Source organism: Streptomyces sp. NPDC003284, from assembly GCF_053589675.1.
Genome location: NZ_JBSFSI010000022.1, coordinates 1 through 16,827 on the forward strand (window position 1 = coordinate 1; position 16,827 = coordinate 16,827).

The following is a 16,827-nucleotide window of genomic DNA, read 5'->3' on the forward strand; positions in this document are numbered from 1 at the left end:
GTCGCCTACCGCTACTTCGCCACGCCCCGGCGCCGGTTCATCCTGGCCGACACTCCGGGGCATGTGCAGTACACGCGGAACATGGTCACGGGTGCTTCCACGGCCGAACTGACCGTGATCCTGGTGGATGCCCGTAACGGTGTCGTCGAGCAGACCCGCCGTCATGCCGCGATCGCCGCTCTGCTGCGGGTGCCGCACGTGGTGCTGGCGGTGAACAAGATGGACCTGGTGGGCTATCGGGAGCCGGTGTTCGCGGCCATCGCGAAGGAGTTCACGGCGTACGCGACGGAGCTGGGCGTGCCGGAGGTCACGGCCGTCCCGATCTCGGCGCTGGCCGGGGACAACGTGGTGGAGCCCTCCGCGGTCATGGACTGGTACGGCGGACCCACCGTCCTCGAACACCTGGAGACCGTCCCGGTCAGCCACGACCTGGCGCACTGCCACGCCCGGCTGCCCGTGCAGTACGTGATCCGGCCGCAGACCGCCGAGCACCCCGACTACCGCGGATACGCCGGGCAGATCGCCGCGGGCTCCTTCCGCGTCGGCGAGGAGGTCACCGTGCTGCCCTCCGGGCGCACCTCGCGGATCTCCGGCATCGACCTGCTGGGCGAACCGGTCGAGGCGGCCTGGACGACGCAGTCGGTGACGGTGCTGCTGGAGGACGACATCGACGTCTCGCGCGGCGACCTGATCGTGCCGAGCCAGGACGCGCCGGCCACCACCCAGGACGTCGAGGCGACCGTCTGCCATGTGGCCGACGCGCCGCTGACCGTCGGCCACCGGGTGCTGCTCAAGCACGGCACCCGCACGGTCAAGGCGATCGTCAAGGACATCCCGTCCCGGCTCACCCTGGACGACCTGTCGCTGCACCCGCACCCGGGGCGGCTCGCCGCCAACGACATCGGCCGGGTCAAGATCCGCACCGCCGAGCCGCTGCCGGTCGATTCCTACGCCGACTCGCGCCGCACCGGCTCCTTCATCCTGATCGATCCCGCCGACGGCACCACCCTGACCGCGGGCATGGTAGGCGAGTCGTTCGCCGCGCCGGACCCCGTGAAGGACGCCGCCGACGAGGACGGCTGGGACTTCTGACGATGAACTGCTTCGATTACTACTCGCTGTTCGCCAAGGAGGGCGGCCGGGTCGGCAGCGGTGCCCTCGGCAGCGGACAGGGCGGAGTGGCGCGATGTGTGCGCTGACGTACGCGCACCGCTCGCGCGCCCTCACCCCCCACCGCAGTAGACGAAGACCTGCCGACCTCCCGGCCACGACCTGAGAGACCGTGACCGCCGGGCCTCCGAGAGGACAGCCTCCCGTGCCTGTCAACCGCTCGACCACCTTGCGCCGCGGCCTCGCCGTGGCCACCGCGCTTCCGCTGCTCGCCCTGGCCGCATGCAGCTACGGCTCCAAGGCCGCGGACGACCCCGCCGACCAGAAGATCGCGGCGGGGGCCCAGAAGACCGACGGCCTGGACTCCGTCAAGATCGGCTACTTCGGCAACGTGACCCACGCGACCGCCCTGGTGGGGGTGCAGAAGGGCTTCTTCCAGAAGGCGCTGGGCGCCACCAAGGCCAAGTACCAGGTCTTCAACGCCGGTCCGTCCGAGATCGAGGCGCTGAACTCCGGTTCCGTCGACATCGGCTGGATCGGCCCCTCCCCCGCGATCAACGGCTACACCAAGTCCGACGGCAAGAGCCTGCGCATCATCGGCGGTTCGGCCTCCGGCGGCGTCAAGCTGGTGGTGAACCCCGACAAGATCAAGTCCATCGCGGACGTCAAGGGCAAGAAGATCGCCACCCCGCAGCTGGGCAACACCCAGGACGTGGCGCTGCTCAACTGGATCGCCGAGCAGGGCTGGAAGGTCGACGCGCAGAGCGGCAAGGGCGACGTGTCGGTGGTCCGCACCGACAACAAGGTCACCCCGGACGCCTACAAGGCCGGTTCCCTGGACGGCGCCTGGGTGCCGGAGCCGACCGCCTCCAAGCTGGTCGCCGAGGGCGCCAAGGTGCTGCTGGACGAGTCCGCGCTGTGGCCGGACAAGAAGTTCGTGATCACGAACATCATCGTGTCGCAGAAGTTCCTGAAGGCGCACCCCAAGGCCGTCGAGGCGGTGCTGAGGGCGTCCGTCGACACCAACAAGTGGATCAACGCCAACCCGGACGAGGCGAAGGCGGCGGCCAACAAGCAGCTCGCGGCCGACTCCGGCAAGGCACTGCCCACCGACATCCTCGACCCGGCGTGGCAGTCCATCAAGATCACCGATGATCCGCTGGCCGCCACCCTGGAGAGCCAGGCGCAGCACGCCGTGAAGGCGGGCCTGCTCAAGCAGCCCGAGCTGAACGGCATCTACGACCTCACCCTCCTGAACAAGGTGCTCAAGGCCGAGGGCCGGCCCACTGTCGGCGACGCCGGTCTCGGCGTCAAGCAGCACTCCTAGCCCACGAGTTCCCAGGAGGTGACGACCATGGCCACGACCACTCTCGCCAAGGCCCCCGAGGCCGTCGAACACGCGGCACGCCTTGAGCATGTCTCGAAGTCCTTCGCGGCTCCGCGCGGGCAGCAGCTCGTGCTGGACGACATCAGTCTCGATGTCGCCCCGGGCGAGTTCGTCACCCTCCTGGGGGCCTCGGGGTGCGGCAAGTCCACCCTGCTGAACCTGGTGGCGGGTCTGGACCGGCCCAGCGCCGGGTCCATCACCACGGACGGCCGGCCCGCGCTGATGTTCCAGGAGCACGCCCTGTTCCCGTGGCTCACCGCGGGCAAGAACATCGAACTGGCCCTGCGGCTGCGGGGCGTGACCAAGCAGGACCGGCGCGGCCGCGCCGAGGAACTGCTCGCGCTGGTCCGGCTCTCGGGCGCGTACGGCAAGCGGGTGCACGAGCTGTCGGGCGGGATGCGGCAGCGGGTGGCGCTGGCCCGCGCGCTCGCCCAGGAGAGCAACCTGCTGCTGATGGACGAGCCGTTCGCCGCGCTCGACGCCATCACCCGGGACGTGCTGCACGACGAGCTGACCCGGATCTGGCAGGAGACCGGCGTCTCGGTGCTGTTCGTGACGCACAACGTGCGCGAGGCGGTGCGGCTCGCGCAGCGCGTGGTGCTGCTGTCCTCCCGGCCGGGGCGGGTGGCCCGCCAGTGGTCGGTGGACATCCCGCAGCCGCGCCGCATCGAGGACGCGCCCGTCGCGGAACTGTCCCTGGAGATCACCGAAGTACTGCGTGGGGAGATCCGCCGCCATGGCCAGCACTGAGACGACACCGGCGCGCGACGCCGACCCGGACGGCCGGGACGAGGGCCTGGGCGGGGTCGAGGCCGGACTCGACGCGCTGGAGGACACCCCGGGCGGCCGTACCCCGCTGCGGAAGACCTTCACCGACAAGATCCTGCCGCCGATCACGGCGGTCGTGGTGGTCCTGCTGCTGTGGCAGGGGCTGATCACCTTCCATGTGGTCGACGACCCGACCAAGCTGCCCTCCCCCGCCGACGTGGGCCGCGAGTTCAAGGACGCCTGGCTCCAGGGCACCCTGCTCGGCTTCATCTGGACGTCCGTCTCGCGCGGTCTGCTGGGCTTCCTGTTCGCGCTGGCCATCGGCACCCCGCTGGGCCTGGTGGTGGCCCGGGTGAAGTTCGTGCGCGCGGCCATCGGCCCGGTGCTGTCGGGACTCCAGTCGCTGCCGTCGGTGGCGTGGGTGCCGCCCGCGGTGATCTGGCTGGGCCTGAACAACTCGATGATGTACGCGGTGATCCTGCTCGGCGCGGTGCCCTCCATCGCCAACGGCCTGGTGTCCGGCATCGACCAGGTGCCGCCGCTGTTCCTGCGGGCGGGCCGCACCATGGGCGCGACCGGGCTGCGGGGCGCGTGGCACATCGTGCTCCCGGCCGCGCTGCCCGGCTATCTGGCGGGCCTGAAGCAGGGCTGGGCCTTCTCCTGGCGCTCGCTGATGGCGGCGGAGATCATCGCCTCCTCGCCCGACCTGGGCATCGGTCTGGGCGCGCTGCTGGAGAACGGCCGCAACGCCAGCTCCATGTCGCTGGTGTTCCAGGCCATCGTCCTCATCCTGTTCGTCGGCATCGCCATCGACCTGCTGATCTTCAGTCCGCTGGAGCGGTGGGTGCTGCGCAGCCGCGGTCTCTTCGTGAAGAGCTGAACGCCCATGTCCGCGCAGCCCGTCCTCCTGGTCGTCGCCCACGGCAGCCGTGATCCGCGGCATGCCGCGACCGTGCACGCCCTGGTGCGCCGGGTGCGGGCGCTGCGCCCGCACCTGCGGGTGGAGACCGGTTTCCTGGACTTCAACGTGCCGTCCGTGCCGGCCGTCCTGGAGTCGCTGGCGGCCGACGGCGTACGGGACGTGGTGGCGCTGCCGCTGCTGCTGACCCGCGCCTTCCACGCCAAGGCGGACATCCCGGCGGTGCTGCGCCAGGCGCCGCCGCGGCTGCGGATCCGGCAGGCCGACGTGCTGGGGCCCTCGCCGCTGCTGACGGCGGCCCTGGAACGGCGGCTGCGCGAGGCGGGGCTCGCCCCCGCCGACAGGTCCTCGACCGGGGTCGTGCTGGCCTCGGCGGGGTCCTCCGACCCGGAGGCGATCGCAGTGATCGCAGACATCGCGCGGGAGTGGCGGCGCACCGGTTGGTGTGCCGTGCGGCCTGCGTTCGCCTCCGCCTGCCTGCCGCGCACCGAGGACGCGGTGCGCGAGCTGCGGGAGCAGGGCTGTGCGCGGGTGGCCGTCGCCCCGTACGTCCTGGCGCCCGGCTTTCTCCCCGACCGGATCGCCCGGGGCGCGGCCGGCGCCGATGTCCTCGCCGAGGTCCTCGGCCCGGCCCCCGAGGTGGCCCGGGTGCTGCTGGAGCGCTACGACGCGGCACGGCTGCCGAGGGTGGCGGCCGTGGGCGCTTGAGGACCTGTCCTGGGCGCCTCTCACGGGGGTCGCTATCGTGGCGGCCGAGGTCGAGGAGAGGGGTCGGTCGCGATGACGGACGGCTTGGCGTGGATGGGTGAGCACTGGTACAGCGGTGCGGTCGCCAAGGACGGGATGCTCTCGGACATCAGCCTCACGGCGGTGCGGGGCGTGGATCCGGTGGACTTCGTGGTGCGCCTCGGTGCCGATCGCGCCGCGGCCGAACACCCGCCGCTGTTCAAGGACTTCGACCGGCTGAGTGTGGATCTGGGCGACAGCGTGGCGATGTTCGGCCGCGCCGGCGAGTGGTCGTACGTCCTGGAGGTCGAGCGGTCCACCTGGCATCTGGTCCTCCTGGACCGGCTGGGCCAGGACACCCTGCTGGGGCCGGGTGAGGAACTCGTGTGCCTGGACCGCTTCCTGGACGAGGAGCCGTGGGTGTGCCGGGTCGACGCGGTGGGCGAGGTGGGTGCGGGCGGGCTCGGTGACAGCCTGCTGGAGAGCGCCGTCGCGGTCGAGGACCGGCTCGGGGCGTTCGCCGGGCTGGACGGGGCCATGCGCCGGGCCGGTGCGGTGCGGGACACCTTCCCCGGCTGCGAGGACCCCGAGGACGAGGCGGAGGAGCTGGCGAAGCGGCTGTTCGCGGCGGTGGGCGAAGCGCTCGGGCTGTCGCTGCCGCGCCGGGAGATCGAGCTGGGCCTGCTGCCCGCGGTGCATCTGCCCTCACCGGTGTGAGCCGTGAGCCGCGACGGGGGCGCCGTGCCCGCTCGGCACGGCGCCCCCGGTGAGCGAGGTGGTGCTGCTACTGGTTGTTCGCGGTCATGGTGCACTGCACGGCGGTCGCGCTGTCCTCGGAGCACGCCGCGCGCACATTGGTGTCCAGCCAGTACGGGTCCCGGTCCAGCAGACGCTGGTTGGCGTTGAAGGAGCCGAAGGCGGCCATCGAACCGCTGTTGTCGTTGCCGGAGATCGCGGACCGCCCGCAGACCTCCTTCCACGTCGGGGTGTGGCCGTCGATGTTGAACAGGTGCACGGTGCCGCCCTGCTTGCTCGCCAGGGTCTGCACACAGGCGTCACCGCTGCCGACCGGGTTCAGGCCGCCCGCGAGCGAGGGCATGCCGCCGCTGTTGTAGGTGGCGTTGAACGCGAACTCGTCGCAGTTCAGCTCCTTGTCCGTGGCGCCGTTGAGGGCGCTGGTGTCGCCGTTGGCGGCCGCCCATCCGGTGGGGCAGATCACCGTGCGGTTGCCGCTGATGTCGCCGTCGGGCAGGAAGTACAGCGGCTTGCTGTCGGCCTTGCTGCCGGGGTGGTTGGACAGCTTGTGCTGGATGAGCCAGGCGTGCGACGAGGCCTGCGGGTACTTCGCCGCGTTGAAGGTGTAGGTCGGCACGTAGTTGTGGAACACGCAGCCGGTCGTCGGCACCTTGCTGACGATCTTGGTGTTGTCGCAGCGGATCTGGTCGGGAGCCCCGCCGTTCTCCAGGTCGCCGCCCGCGACGTCCATGAAGACCGCGGGAGTCGTCTGCACCGTCTGGCCGGGAATCTTCGGGTTGCCCTGGAGGGCGACCGCGACGCCGAGCTTCATCACCTGCGGCTTGCTGGTGTTCGGCCCGGACAGGTCCGGCGCCCAGAGGTAGGAGGCGTCGGCGGAGACGCTGTGGTGGTCACCGGGCACCCAGGCGGCCGCGCCGGTCCAGCCGCTGACGTTCTGAACACCGCAGTTGCCGGAGGGCTCGCAGTCGATCTTCGGGGCGTCCAGGGTGAACGCGGGGATGGTCGCCGGGACGTCCACGTCGGTGACGTTGATCCGCTCGGTGATGTTCCCCGACTTCGGGTCCAGCTTGCGCTCGTTGACCACCAGCGCCTTCACGGTGCCCACGGGGGCGTCGTTGAGGGTCGCCTCCCACGCCATGGTGAACGAGGAGCACTCCTCGAAGCGCGTGGTCCACAGCCCCTTGCGCGGGGCGGCCGGGTCGCAGCCGCTGACCAGGGACGCCTGCTCGGCGGCCTGCTGCCGTGCGCCGGCCGCCCGGTGGAGGGTGAAGTTGCGGCCGTCGTAGGGCTCCGCGCTGCCGCACACCTTCACCCCGTCGGACGAGGTGGTGCAGTGGGTTCCGGACATGCCGAAGACGGCGGAGGGGGTGCGGCTCGTGCCGGACGCGGTCTGCCACGGGGAGGCGGGTGCCAGGGTGTCGGTGTACGGCTGCGCGGTCTGGTCCGGGTTCGCCGCCGAGGCGTTGGGGGCGGGCAGCGCCAGGTCGACGGGCATCCTGACGCGGAAGCGCGCCCACGGCGACCACGACGTCTCGTACAGGCCGCTTTCCTTGGCGTAGGCGGAGGTGTGGAAGACGTAGTCGGTGTTCGGCGTCAGCCGGCCCGCCCCCACGCTCACGGAGGCGGTGGCGCCGGACTTGACGAAGTCGGACACCAGGACGCCGTACTGGTTGTCGCTGATCTTCACCTGCGTCTTGGCGTTGCCCGCGGAGTCGGCGGTCCAGACCTCGAAGGTGAGGTTGGCGGTGCCGCCGTCGGCGTTGGTCACGGTGTTGCTCAGCTTGACCTTGGGGGTGCTGACCTGCCAGACGCCGGAGGCGTCCTTCTTGCCCGGCCCCGCCGAGGGGTTCTTGCCCGACACCGGCCGGGACGCCGCGGCGGCGGTGGCCTTCAGCGCGGGCCCGGCGGCCGGGCGGGAGGACGGCGCGGAGTTCGGGTCCGGGTTGCGCACGAAACCGCCGCCGTCGGCCGCGGTCGCGCTCGCCATCCCGGATCCCGCGAACAGCAGCGCCGCGGTGGCGACGGCTGCCCGGTGAAGGATGAGCTTTCTTCTGGACGTACCAGACAAGACGTTTCCCTTCTGGCTCCGCCCCATGGGTCCCCCCGGGGCGGAGCTGGTTCCTTCTCTGCTGCTTCCCGTACACGGGTGCCGGTCCGCTCGTGCCGCTCGCGCCCGCGGCGACGAGACCCGGCCGCGACGTCCGTGCGACGCCGCCGCCCCTTCCTATGCCGACGGGCACATGACAAGCCAGCAGATAAACCACGGCGCACCGGACAAGGAGGGCGCAACGCGACTGTGTCCATCCCCATGTTTGGCGGTGGTTGTGCGCTCGGACGTGAAGGTTCCATGGGGATCGGCGCACACCGGCCGGGAGGTGACGGTCAGTCGAAGCGCAGGGAACCCGTGCGGGTGCGCTTGAGTTCGAAGAAGTCGGGGTGCGCGGCCAGGACCCGGAAGCTGTCGAAGAGCCGGGCCGCCTCGGCGCCGCGCGGGACCGCCCGCAGGACCGGACCGAACCACACCGTGCCGTCGACATGGAGGGTCGGCGTGCCGACATAGCCGCCCGAGCCGGGTTCGGCGCCCGCCTGGTGGCTGTGGCGCACGGCGTCGTCGTACGCCGGATCGTGCGCGGCGCGCGCCAGGTCGGCGGGCAGGCCGAGTTCGGCGAGGGAGTCGGCGACGACCGCGTCGAAGTCCTCCTGGCCGCCCTCGTGGATGCGGGTGCCGAACGCGGTGTAGAGGTCGCGCAGGACGACGTCCCCGTGGCCGTCGCCGAGGCGTTCGGCGGCGGCCACGGCGACCCGCACCGGGCCGACCGACCGGTCGACGAGGTCGCGGTACCAGTCGGGCAGGTCGTTGCCGGTGTTGTGCAGGTGGAGGCTCATCACATGGAAGCGGAGGTCGAGCGGGCGCTGCCGCTCGACCTCCAGCAGCCAGCGGGAGGTGATCCAGGCGAAGGGACAGGCCGGGTCGAAGAAGAAGTCGACCCGGGCGGGTGCCGTGGTGTCCTGACCGGACGGGCCGGACGGGCCGGACCGGCCTTGCTGGTCGTGCTGGTCGGGCTGGTCGTGCTGGTCGTGCTGGTCGGGCTGACCGGAGTGCGTCATACCGACGACGCTAGGCGCCGGGCGGTACCGGGGCACGGCCCAATCAGCGGCCCGTTTCCTGGTCCGCTTCGACCGCCCGGTCGGCGAGGCGGACCAGTTCCGCGATCGGCAGCGACCCGGCCTCCCGGCGTTCGGCGGCGAAGGCACCGGCCAGCCCTTGCAGCAGCTCGTTGAGCGGGACCGGCACGCCGTGCAGCCGCCCCAGCAGGACGATCTCGCCGTTGAGGTGGTCCGCCTCGATGCTGCCGGTGCCCCGGGTGAGGGACTGCCACGAGGACCCGCCGCCGCGCGGGACACCGGGCATCGGCACCAGGGTCATCCGACCCTCGCGGGCCGCCTGCTGCTCCTTCTCGCTCGCGTACGCGATCCCGGCCGCGTCCAGCACCGCCTCCCCCTCGGCGCGCACCCTGGCGTACAGCTCTCGCGCCGCCTCGCTCTCCAGCGGGCCGCTGACGGCCTCCATGGCGTTGGCGAGGTTGCTCAGGAGCTTGGCGTACTGCCAGCGGGCCACGTCCGGGACGACCGGCGCCCCCAGCCGGGACGCCTCCAGATCGGCGGCGATCGCCCGCAGGGTGTCGTCGGTGCCGTGCGGGTACCGGCCCAGGTGGAGGATGCCGGTGAGGGGGCTCCCGGCGGCGGAGACGGCGCCGGGTTCCAGGTGGGTGGCGGGCAGCCAGATGCAGACGCCGTACACCCGGCGGAAGCGGCGCAGGGCGCGCCGCTTCCCCTCGACGCCGTTCTGGGCGCACAGCAGCGGCAGCCGCTCGGCCGCCGTGCCGCCGCCCTCGACCGGCGCCGGTCCCCAGGCGTCGAGCGCCGCCTCGGTGTCCTGTGTCTTGACGGCCAGGATCAGTACGTCGTCGGCGCGCAGCGCGCCCAGTGCCGCGGGTCCGTCCACGGCGGGCAGCCGCAGGACCGTTTCGCCGTCCGGCACCGTCAGCCGCAGCCCGTCCGCGCGCAGTGCCGCGAGGTGCGCGCCGCGCGCGACGAGCACCACCTCGCGCCCGCTCTGCGCGAGCCGCCCCCCGACCGCGCCGCCGACCGCCCCTGCCCCGATGATGATGTAGCGCATGGGAGGAGCCTCCCACAGCACCGGCCGTGGTCCGTCGAGAGATCCAGGAGTTTCCGTGCAGCCCTCCGAAACGTTCCTCCTCGGCGGCGAGCTGCCCGTGCGCCGCCTCGGCTACGGCACCGCGCAGCTCACCGGCCCCGGCTACTGGGGTCCGCGCGGCGCCGCCCGGGACGCGGTGGCGGTGCTGCGGCGGGCGGTGGAGCGCGGGGTGACCCTGATCGACACGGCCGACAACTACGGCCCGGACGTCGCCGAGGAGTTGGTGGCCGAGGCGCTGCACCCGTACCCGGAGGCCGTGGTGGTGGCCACCAAGGGCGGGGTGGTGCGCACCGGCCCCGACGCCTGGCACGTGGACGGGCGGCCGGAGGTGCTGCGCGCGAGGTGCGAGGCGAGTCTGCGCCGGCTGCGCCGGGAGCGGATCGACCTGTACCAGCTGCACCGGCTGGATCCGGCGGTGCCCCTGGCCGAACAACTGGGCACGCTGGCCGAGTTGCGGGCCGAGGGCAAGATCCGGCACATCGGTCTGGACACCGTCACCGCGGACCAGGTCACCGCCGCACTGGAGGTGACGGAGGTGGTCTCGGTGCAGAACCGCTACCACCTGCTCGACCGGGCCGGTGAGCCGCTGCTGCGGCTGTGCGCGGCGCGCGGCATCGCGTTCCTACCGTGGTTCCCGCTGGGCAACGGGGAGTTGACCGGGCACCCGGTGTGCGCGGAGATCGCCGCCCGGCACGGGGCCGCGCCGGGGCAGATCGCGCTGGCCTGGCTGCTGCACCACTCCCCCGTGCTCTGCCCGACCCCGGGCACGGGCACGCTCGGTCATCTGGAGGAGAACCTGGACGCGGCCGGGGTGCGGCTCACGGCGGCCGACCTGGCCCGCCTCGACGCCCTCGCCGCACCCGCGCACCGCGATTGACCTTGCCCCTGGGGCAGGGTGGAGCTTCGCGGCATGGACCAGACAGATCTCCAGACATATCTGCGGCAGACGCCGTACAGCGATCCGGGCGGGCTCGACGTGCGCGCGCTGCCGCGCGATCCCGGGCGGCTGGCAGGGCTCGTACGGGACCTGATCATCCACCGGGGCGAGGGCGAGCGGTTCGGCTGGACGGTCCCCCGCGACCGGCTGCACCACGACGCCGAGACGCGGTACGTCACCGGCATCCTCCGCCTGCTGGCCGAGCGCGGCGCCGCTCCGCTCACCGAACCCCGGCCGCCCGCCGAGCGGTTCGTGGGCACCTGCCGGGACTTCGCCCTGCTGCACTGCGCACTGCTGCGGGCGACCGGGACGCCCGCCCGGGTCCGCTGCGGCTTCGCCACGTACTTCGAGGACGGCTGCTTCGCCGACCACTGGGTCACCGAGTTCCGCACGCCGCGGGGCACGTGGCGGCTGGCCGACGCCCAGCTCCATCACACCTACACGGGCCTGGACTTCGATCCCGTGGACGTGCCACGCGACCGGTTCCTGGTGGCGGCGGACGCCTGGCGGGCCTGCCGCTCGGGGCGGGCCGACCCGCGGCGGTTCGGTGTGATCGGGCTCGACGGGATCTCCGGACTGTGGTTCGTCGGCGCCGACCTGCTGCGCGACCTGGCCGCGCTGAACGGCGTCGAACTGCTCCCCTGGGACATGTGGGGCCCGGGGGCGGCCGACGACTCGGCGCTCGACGCGGCACACCTCGCCCTCCTCGACACCGTCGCCGCCGCCCGCTCCGAGGCGGAGCTGCGGGAGCTGTACGCCCGGGAGGCGCGGCTCACCGTGCCGGAGGTGATCACCTCGTACACCACGCACACCGGGGTGCGGGAGGTCACCCTGCGGTCAGCTCCACGAGTCTGACGGCGGTGTTCCAGTTGCGGCTGGTGGCGATCAGGTCCTTGTCCGATCCGGCCCCGGACAGCCGCTGGGCGAGCCGGGAGCGGCCGATGCCGTCGGGCGCGTAGAGGTACAGGGCCCGGTCGCCGAGCCGGAACTCCTCGGGCAGGAAGGCGGCCCGGTCGATGCCGTCGTAGCGGGCCGGGCCGGGGGCCGCGGAGAAGTAGGTGACGTGGAGCTGCCGGGGCTCCAGCGCGGCGGCCGGAAAGGGGCACGCCTCGACGACGGCCCGCAGATAGGCGTGGTCGCGCACGAGGACGTCCACCGGGAAGCCGAACCGCTGCTCGACCGCCGCCCCGATCCGGGCCGCGAGCGCCTCCTCGTCGCCGTCCTCCGCGGTGAAGACGGCCTGGCCGCTCTGGAGGTGCGTGCGGACGTCCCCGAGGCCCAGCTCGCCCATCAGGGCGCGCAGCCCGGCCATCGGGAGCTTCCGGCTGCCGCCCACGTTGATCCCGCGCAGCAGCGCCGCGTACGTCGTCATCTCCTCAGCCTAGAACCACGGCGCCGCGTGTGCGGGCGCCGGTCCCCGGGCAGGTGGCGGGCTCCCGCGACGCCAACGATCAGCTCGTCGGCTCGGTGGTACCGGTCTTCGTGTTCGTGGTGGTCTTCGTGTTCGTGGTGGTCTTCGCCTTCCTGCCGATGCTGCTGTCGTTCCGCTCGCTGACGGTCGCCGTCACCTCGATCGCGCTGAACCTGCTGTCGGTGGGCGCGGCCCACGGCATCCTGGCCACCTGCCCGGGTGGCTGCACCGGATGCCCGGCCTCCCCCACGACGAGGCGCCGGAGCCGGTGGTCCGGCCGGTCAGGCGGTGGCGCGGGCCGCCGCGAGTTCGGCCTCGATCAGGTCGGCCGCCCGGCGGGTGCCGCCCTCCTCGGCCATCTCCTCGCGGATCTGTGCCAGCCGCCGCGCCACCTCGGGGTCGCCGACCAGGGCGAGGGCGTGCTCACGCAGTGCCTCGGCGGTGGCCTCCTCGGTGGGCAATTGCCGGGCGACGCCGAGCGACTGGAGCATGTCGGCGTTGCCGAACTGGTCGACGGCCTGCGGTACGGCGATCATCGGGGTGCCGGTGGCCAGCCCCTCCTGGCTGCCGCCCGCCCCGGCGTGGGTGACGAACAGGTCGGCCTGCTTGAGGACGGCCAGTTGCGGGACCCAGGAGCGGATCTCCACGCCGTCCGGTACGTCGCCCAGTTCGGCGGGGTCGACATGGCGGCCGATCTGGAGCACCAGGTGCCAGCCGGGCAGGGCGCCGAACGCCGCCACGCAGGCGCGGTAGAAGGCGGGCTGCTTGGTGAAGGACGAGCCGAGCGAGACGAGGACGACCTTGTCGGCGTCGGCGGGCCGCTGCCAGTCGCCCTCGGCGCTGCGGTCGCCCTGGCAGGCGCCGACGAAGGTGTACGTCGTCTCGTCCACCCGGTCGGCGTTCGGCTGGAGCGCCTTCGGGATGAGCACCAGGGAGCGGGCGGGGTGCCCGGCGAACACGTCGGGATGCAGGGTGATGCCGTTCTCCTCCAGCCAGGCGCCGAAGCGGGCGTAGTAGGCCCGGCCGCGCTCGGTCCGGAGGGGCTCGCGCCACATCGGCTCGGCGATCTCCTGCTCGTAGCCCTCCCAGGCGACGAGGTTCGGGGAGAGCGAGACGACGGGCACGCCCCAGCGGTGGCCGAGGACCCGGGCCGGGTAGGAGGTGATGTCGTGCAGGACGAGGTCCGGTTCGTCGCCCTCGTAGGCGTCGAGGAGCTGCGGGAGCGCCTGGATCGCGTCGGCGAGGAACGGCTCGACGTTGTCCAGCAGGGTGCTCCCCCAGGCCTCCGGGTCGGCGTCGGGCCCCGGCAGGGTGCTGTTCCACAGCTTGGGTTCGGCGCCGGTCTCCGCGACCTTCTCCGCGAAGGACGGCGGGACGGCGTACGTCACCCGGTGGCCCCGCGCGACGAGTTCGCGGATCACCTCCAGGCTGGGGTTCACGTGGCCGTGGGCGGCGACGGAGAACATGGCGATGTGCGCGGGAGTGGTCATGTCCCCGACCTTAGGCGAGACGAGACGTCTCGTACAACTCATTTCAGCGCTGGTAGCGGGCGAGCACGCGATTCCCGTCCCGCTCCAGCCGTTCGCGCAGCTCACCGAGGCCGATGGCCCCGCTGTAGTACTCCTGGAACGCCGGTGTCGCGACCTTGTCCTTCCACTCCGGATAGCCCCGCACGGACTGCGCGGGCGCGCCGCGCAGCCCGGCGGCGAGGGCGGTGCCGGTCGCCCAGCCGTAGCGCTCCGTGTGCAGGGCGGGGTCCTTCAGGGCCCGGGTGCCGGTGGGCAGCATCCAGTCACCGAGGGCCAGACGCACCATGTGGCCGGGGCGGAGCAGGAAGCCGAGGAACGCCGCGGCCTCCTTCTTGTGCGGGCTGTCGGCCGCGACGGACAGCGTCTGCGGGCTGACGCCCTGCGCGGGTCCGCCGGATCCGGCCGGGGCGGGCAGCACCCGCCAGGCGAAGCCCTCGGGCGCCTGCTGCTGGATCTGCTGGCGGTAGGAGAAGCCGAGCGGCACCATCGCGTACCGGCCCGCGAAGAAGCCGGGCAGGGTGTCGGAGCCGCCGCTGCCCAGCGTGGTCGGGGAGGCGCTGCGGTCGGCGCCGATCTGGGCGCGGACGGTGCGCGGCACCACCTGGTCGGCGTCCTCGAACCGCACGGTGACCTTGCCGTCCGCGTCCCGGTGGAACAGCCGCCCGCCGGTGGACAGCGACAGGTCGAGCGTGGCGGAGACGGGTTCCTTCAGCGGCCAGGCCACCCCGTATCTCCCCGGGCCGCTCAGCCGCTTCGCCACCTGCCGGAACTCCTCCCAGCTCCAGGGCGCGGCGGGCGTCGGGATCCGCACCCCCGCCCGGTCCAGCAGCCGGGAGTTGGCGATGATCACCCGTGGCTCCTGGAGGAACGGCACGCCGTAGACGCCGTCGCCGAAGGTGGTCGTCTCCCAGCTCTGCCGCGGTATGTCCGCCGTCAGGTCCCGGGGCAGCAGCCCGGTCAGGTCGGCGAGGTAGCCGCCGTGGGCGAAGTCGGCGAGGTCGTCGGAGGCGTCGTGGACGATGTCGGGCGCCTCGCCGCCCTCGAAGGCGGTGAGCAACTGGTCGTGGACGCTGTCCCAGCTGCCCTGGACGTACTCCACCCGGATGTCCGGATGGGCCGCGTTCCACTCCGCCACCAGCGCCTTGGTGGCCGCGACGGACTCCCGCTGCCAGGCCGTCGACTGGAAGCGCAGGGTGATCCGGCCGCCGTCGGTGCGGGGACGGGCGGTGCAGCCGGCCAGCAGCACGGCGAGGACCAGGGCCACGGCCGTGGCGGCGCGGGCGCGCATCAGCTCTTCACCGCCCCGGCGAGCAGGCCGCCCGTGATCCGCCGCTGGACGATCACGAAGACCACGAGGGAGGGCAGGGTGGCGAGGAAGGCCGCGGCGGCGAGCGGCCCGAGGTCCGCGACGCCCTCGGCGCCGATGAAGTGGGTGAGGACGACGGGCAGTGTCTGTTTCTCGGGGGACTTGAGCAGCACCAGCGCGAAGAAGAACTCGTTCCACGCGGTGACGAACGCGAAGAGCGCGGTGGCCGCGATGCCCGGCGCGAGCAGCGGCGCCGTCACCGACACCAGCGTCCGCAGCCGTCCGGCGCCGTCCACCGCCGCGGCCTCCTCCAGTTCGGCCGGGACGGCGCGGACGTATCCGGCGAGCATCCACAGCGCGAACGGCAGCGACCACACCACATGGACGAGGACCAGACCGGCGAGGGAGTCGATCAGCCGCAGTTCCTTGAGGACGAGGAAGAGCGGGATGATCAGCAGGACGAAGGGGAACGCCTGGCTGACCACCACCCAGCCGGTGGCGGCGCGCGCCAGCCGCCCGCGGCCACGCGCCATGACATAGGCCATCGGGGTGGCGAGCAGCACGGCGATCACCGCCGCGCCGAGCGCGACGAGCAGAGAGTTGAGCGCGGCGTGCGGCAGCGGCTGTTCGTCGAAGGCCCGCCGGAAGTTGCCGAGGGTGGGGTGGCGCGGGATCCAGGCGGGGTGCGCGGCGGCCAGTTCGCGCGGGGTCTTGAACGCGGTGGACAGCAGCCACAGGAACGGCAGGGCCAGGAAGGCGAGATAGGCGAGCAGCGCGGCGTACTGTCCCGCGCGGGCGCCGGGCGAAGTCCTCGTGCCCGTCACGTCCGGTCACCTCCTTTCAGCCGGCCGGCGAGGAAGACCGCCAGCAGCACCGCGACGACGGCGACCATGACGCAGCCCATCGCCGCCGCGTATCCGAACTGCCCGTAGCGGAAGGCCTCCTCGTAGGCGAAGAGCATGGGCAGCCGGGTCCGGCCGCCCGGTCCGCCGTTGGTCAGCACATAGACCAGGGCGAAGGAGTTGAAGTTCCAGATCAGGTTGAGCGCGCTGATGGCGAGGGCGACGGGTCTGAGGGCGGGCCAGGTGACCGTGCGGAAGCGGCGCCAGGCCCCGGCGCCGTCCACGGCGGCGGCCTCGTGCAGTTCGCGCGGGGTGCTCTGGAGACCGGCGAGCAGGGCGACGGTGGTCTGCGGCATCCCGGCCCACACCCCGACCACGACGACGGCGGGCAGCGCGGTGGCCGTGTCGCCGAGCCAGTCGTGTCCGCCGCCGAGGCCGAGGCCGCGCAGCGTCTCGCCGAGGATGCCGGCGTCCGGGTGGTAGACGAGCCGCCACATGATGCCGACGACGACCTCGGGCATCGCCCAGGGCACGATGGCCAGGGCGCGGGCCGCCCAGCGCAGCCGGAGGTCCTGGTCGAGCAGCAGGGCGAGGCCGAGGGCGAGCAGGAACTGCGCCGCCGTGACGGTGAGCGCCCACACCAGTCCGATCCTGAACGACTCCTGGAACAGCCGGTCGTGCGCCAGGTCCTGGAAGTTGAGGGTGCCGGTCCACCGGGTGGGCTCGGTGCGGCCGGACTGGGCGTCGGTGAAGGCGAGCAGCACGCCGTGCAGCAGCGGGCCGACGCTGAGGACCAGGATGGGCACGAGCGCGGGCAGCACCAGGAACCAGGCACCGGGCCCGTGCGGGCCCCGCCCGGGGCCGGGCGTGCCGCGCACCGGTGGTCGTGCCTCGGTCACCGCTGTCACGTGATCAAC

General features: G+C 72.7%; 15 protein-coding genes and 2 pseudogenes. 9 read left to right on the forward strand and 8 right to left on the reverse strand.

What is annotated here, in order from left to right; genetic code table 11:
• The 6 genes from ACWDYF_RS31560 to ACWDYF_RS31585 form a co-directional block, all read left to right on the forward strand.
• Nucleotides 1-1,092: sulfate adenylyltransferase subunit 1 (locus ACWDYF_RS31560; protein ID WP_389473839.1), on the forward strand; the 1,092-nt coding region annotated here is incomplete at its 5' end.
• 223 nt (nt 1,093-1,315) lie between these two features.
• Nucleotides 1,316-2,437 carry an aliphatic sulfonate ABC transporter substrate-binding protein gene (locus ACWDYF_RS31565; protein ID WP_381739834.1) on the forward strand — a complete coding sequence of 374 codons (1,122 nt, stop codon included), beginning with the start codon at nt 1,316-1,318 and terminating at the stop codon, nt 2,435-2,437.
• A gap of 27 nt (nt 2,438-2,464) precedes the next feature.
• Nucleotides 2,465-3,247 carry an ABC transporter ATP-binding protein gene (locus ACWDYF_RS31570; protein WP_018564359.1) on the forward strand — a complete coding sequence of 261 codons (783 nt, stop codon included), beginning with the start codon at nt 2,465-2,467 and terminating at the stop codon, nt 3,245-3,247.
• The gene (locus ACWDYF_RS31575) at nt 3,234-4,145 is read left to right on the forward strand and encodes an ABC transporter permease (protein ID WP_389473841.1); all 912 of its coding nucleotides are present in this window, start codon (nt 3,234-3,236) and stop codon (nt 4,143-4,145) included. The genes ACWDYF_RS31570 and ACWDYF_RS31575 overlap by 14 nt, the downstream gene beginning before the upstream one ends.
• A gap of 6 nt (nt 4,146-4,151) precedes the next feature.
• Nucleotides 4,152-4,892 carry a sirohydrochlorin chelatase gene (locus tag ACWDYF_RS31580; protein WP_018564361.1) on the forward strand — a complete coding sequence of 247 codons (741 nt, stop codon included), beginning with the start codon at nt 4,152-4,154 and terminating at the stop codon, nt 4,890-4,892.
• Nucleotides 4,893-4,964: 72 nt separating this feature from the next.
• Nucleotides 4,965-5,627 (forward strand): hypothetical protein, encoded by a 663-nt coding sequence (locus tag ACWDYF_RS31585; RefSeq protein ID WP_389473844.1) that lies wholly within the window; start codon nt 4,965-4,967, stop codon nt 5,625-5,627.
• A 67-nt stretch (nt 5,628-5,694) separates the two neighbouring features.
• Here the strand turns inward: ACWDYF_RS31585 and ACWDYF_RS31590 are convergent, their stop codons facing one another.
• The 3 genes from ACWDYF_RS31590 to ACWDYF_RS31600 all read right to left on the reverse strand — a co-directional run bounded on the left by ACWDYF_RS31590 (nt 5,695) and on the right by ACWDYF_RS31600 (nt 9,846).
• The gene (locus ACWDYF_RS31590; protein ID WP_389473846.1) at nt 5,695-7,653 is read right to left on the reverse strand and encodes a hypothetical protein; all 1,959 of its coding nucleotides are present in this window, start codon (nt 7,651-7,653) and stop codon (nt 5,695-5,697) included.
• Nucleotides 7,654-8,048: 395 nt separating this feature from the next.
• Nucleotides 8,049-8,774 (reverse strand): mycothiol-dependent nitroreductase Rv2466c family protein, encoded by a 726-nt coding sequence (locus ACWDYF_RS31595; RefSeq protein WP_389473848.1) that lies wholly within the window; start codon nt 8,772-8,774, stop codon nt 8,049-8,051.
• 43 nt (nt 8,775-8,817) lie between these two features.
• Nucleotides 8,818-9,846, reverse strand: a complete 1,029-nt coding sequence (locus tag ACWDYF_RS31600; RefSeq protein WP_389473850.1) for a ketopantoate reductase family protein — start codon at nt 9,844-9,846, stop codon at nt 8,818-8,820.
• Between the two features lie 55 nt (nt 9,847-9,901).
• Between ACWDYF_RS31600 and ACWDYF_RS31605 the strand changes: the two genes are divergently transcribed.
• Nucleotides 9,902-10,762 (forward strand): aldo/keto reductase, encoded by an 861-nt coding sequence (locus ACWDYF_RS31605; RefSeq protein WP_389473852.1) that lies wholly within the window; start codon nt 9,902-9,904, stop codon nt 10,760-10,762.
• Between the two features lie 33 nt (nt 10,763-10,795).
• The gene (locus tag ACWDYF_RS31610) at nt 10,796-11,677 is read left to right on the forward strand and encodes a transglutaminase-like domain-containing protein (RefSeq protein WP_389473854.1); all 882 of its coding nucleotides are present in this window, start codon (nt 10,796-10,798) and stop codon (nt 11,675-11,677) included.
• On the opposite strand, the gene ACWDYF_RS31615 is transcribed toward ACWDYF_RS31610, so the two are convergent.
• Entirely contained in the window at nt 11,649-12,194 is a 546-nt protein-coding gene (locus ACWDYF_RS31615) for a DUF1697 domain-containing protein (protein ID WP_389473856.1), read from the reverse strand. The genes ACWDYF_RS31610 and ACWDYF_RS31615 overlap by 29 nt on opposite strands.
• Nucleotides 12,195-12,223: 29 nt before the next feature.
• Between ACWDYF_RS31615 and ACWDYF_RS31620 the strand changes: the two are divergent.
• Nucleotides 12,224-12,439, forward strand: a pseudogene (locus ACWDYF_RS31620) (hypothetical protein); the annotation flags it as partial.
• 75 nt (nt 12,440-12,514) lie between these two features.
• On the opposite strand, the pseudogene mgt reads toward ACWDYF_RS31620, so the two are convergent.
• The 4 genes and pseudogenes from mgt to ACWDYF_RS31640 form a co-directional block, all read right to left on the reverse strand.
• Nucleotides 12,515-13,760, reverse strand: a pseudogene (mgt, locus tag ACWDYF_RS31625) (macrolide-inactivating glycosyltransferase).
• Nucleotides 13,761-13,766: 6 nt separating this feature from the next.
• Nucleotides 13,767-15,050, reverse strand: a complete 1,284-nt coding sequence (locus ACWDYF_RS31630) for an ABC transporter substrate-binding protein (protein ID WP_389473858.1) — start codon at nt 15,048-15,050, stop codon at nt 13,767-13,769.
• Nucleotides 15,050-15,892, reverse strand: a complete 843-nt coding sequence (locus ACWDYF_RS31635) for a carbohydrate ABC transporter permease (protein WP_389473860.1) — start codon at nt 15,890-15,892, stop codon at nt 15,050-15,052. The genes ACWDYF_RS31630 and ACWDYF_RS31635 overlap by 1 nt, the downstream gene beginning before the upstream one ends.
• The gene (locus ACWDYF_RS31640; RefSeq protein ID WP_389473862.1) at nt 15,889-16,818 is read right to left on the reverse strand and encodes a carbohydrate ABC transporter permease; all 930 of its coding nucleotides are present in this window, start codon (nt 16,816-16,818) and stop codon (nt 15,889-15,891) included. The genes ACWDYF_RS31635 and ACWDYF_RS31640 overlap by 4 nt, the downstream gene beginning before the upstream one ends.
• Nucleotides 16,819-16,827 lie beyond the last annotated feature (9 nt).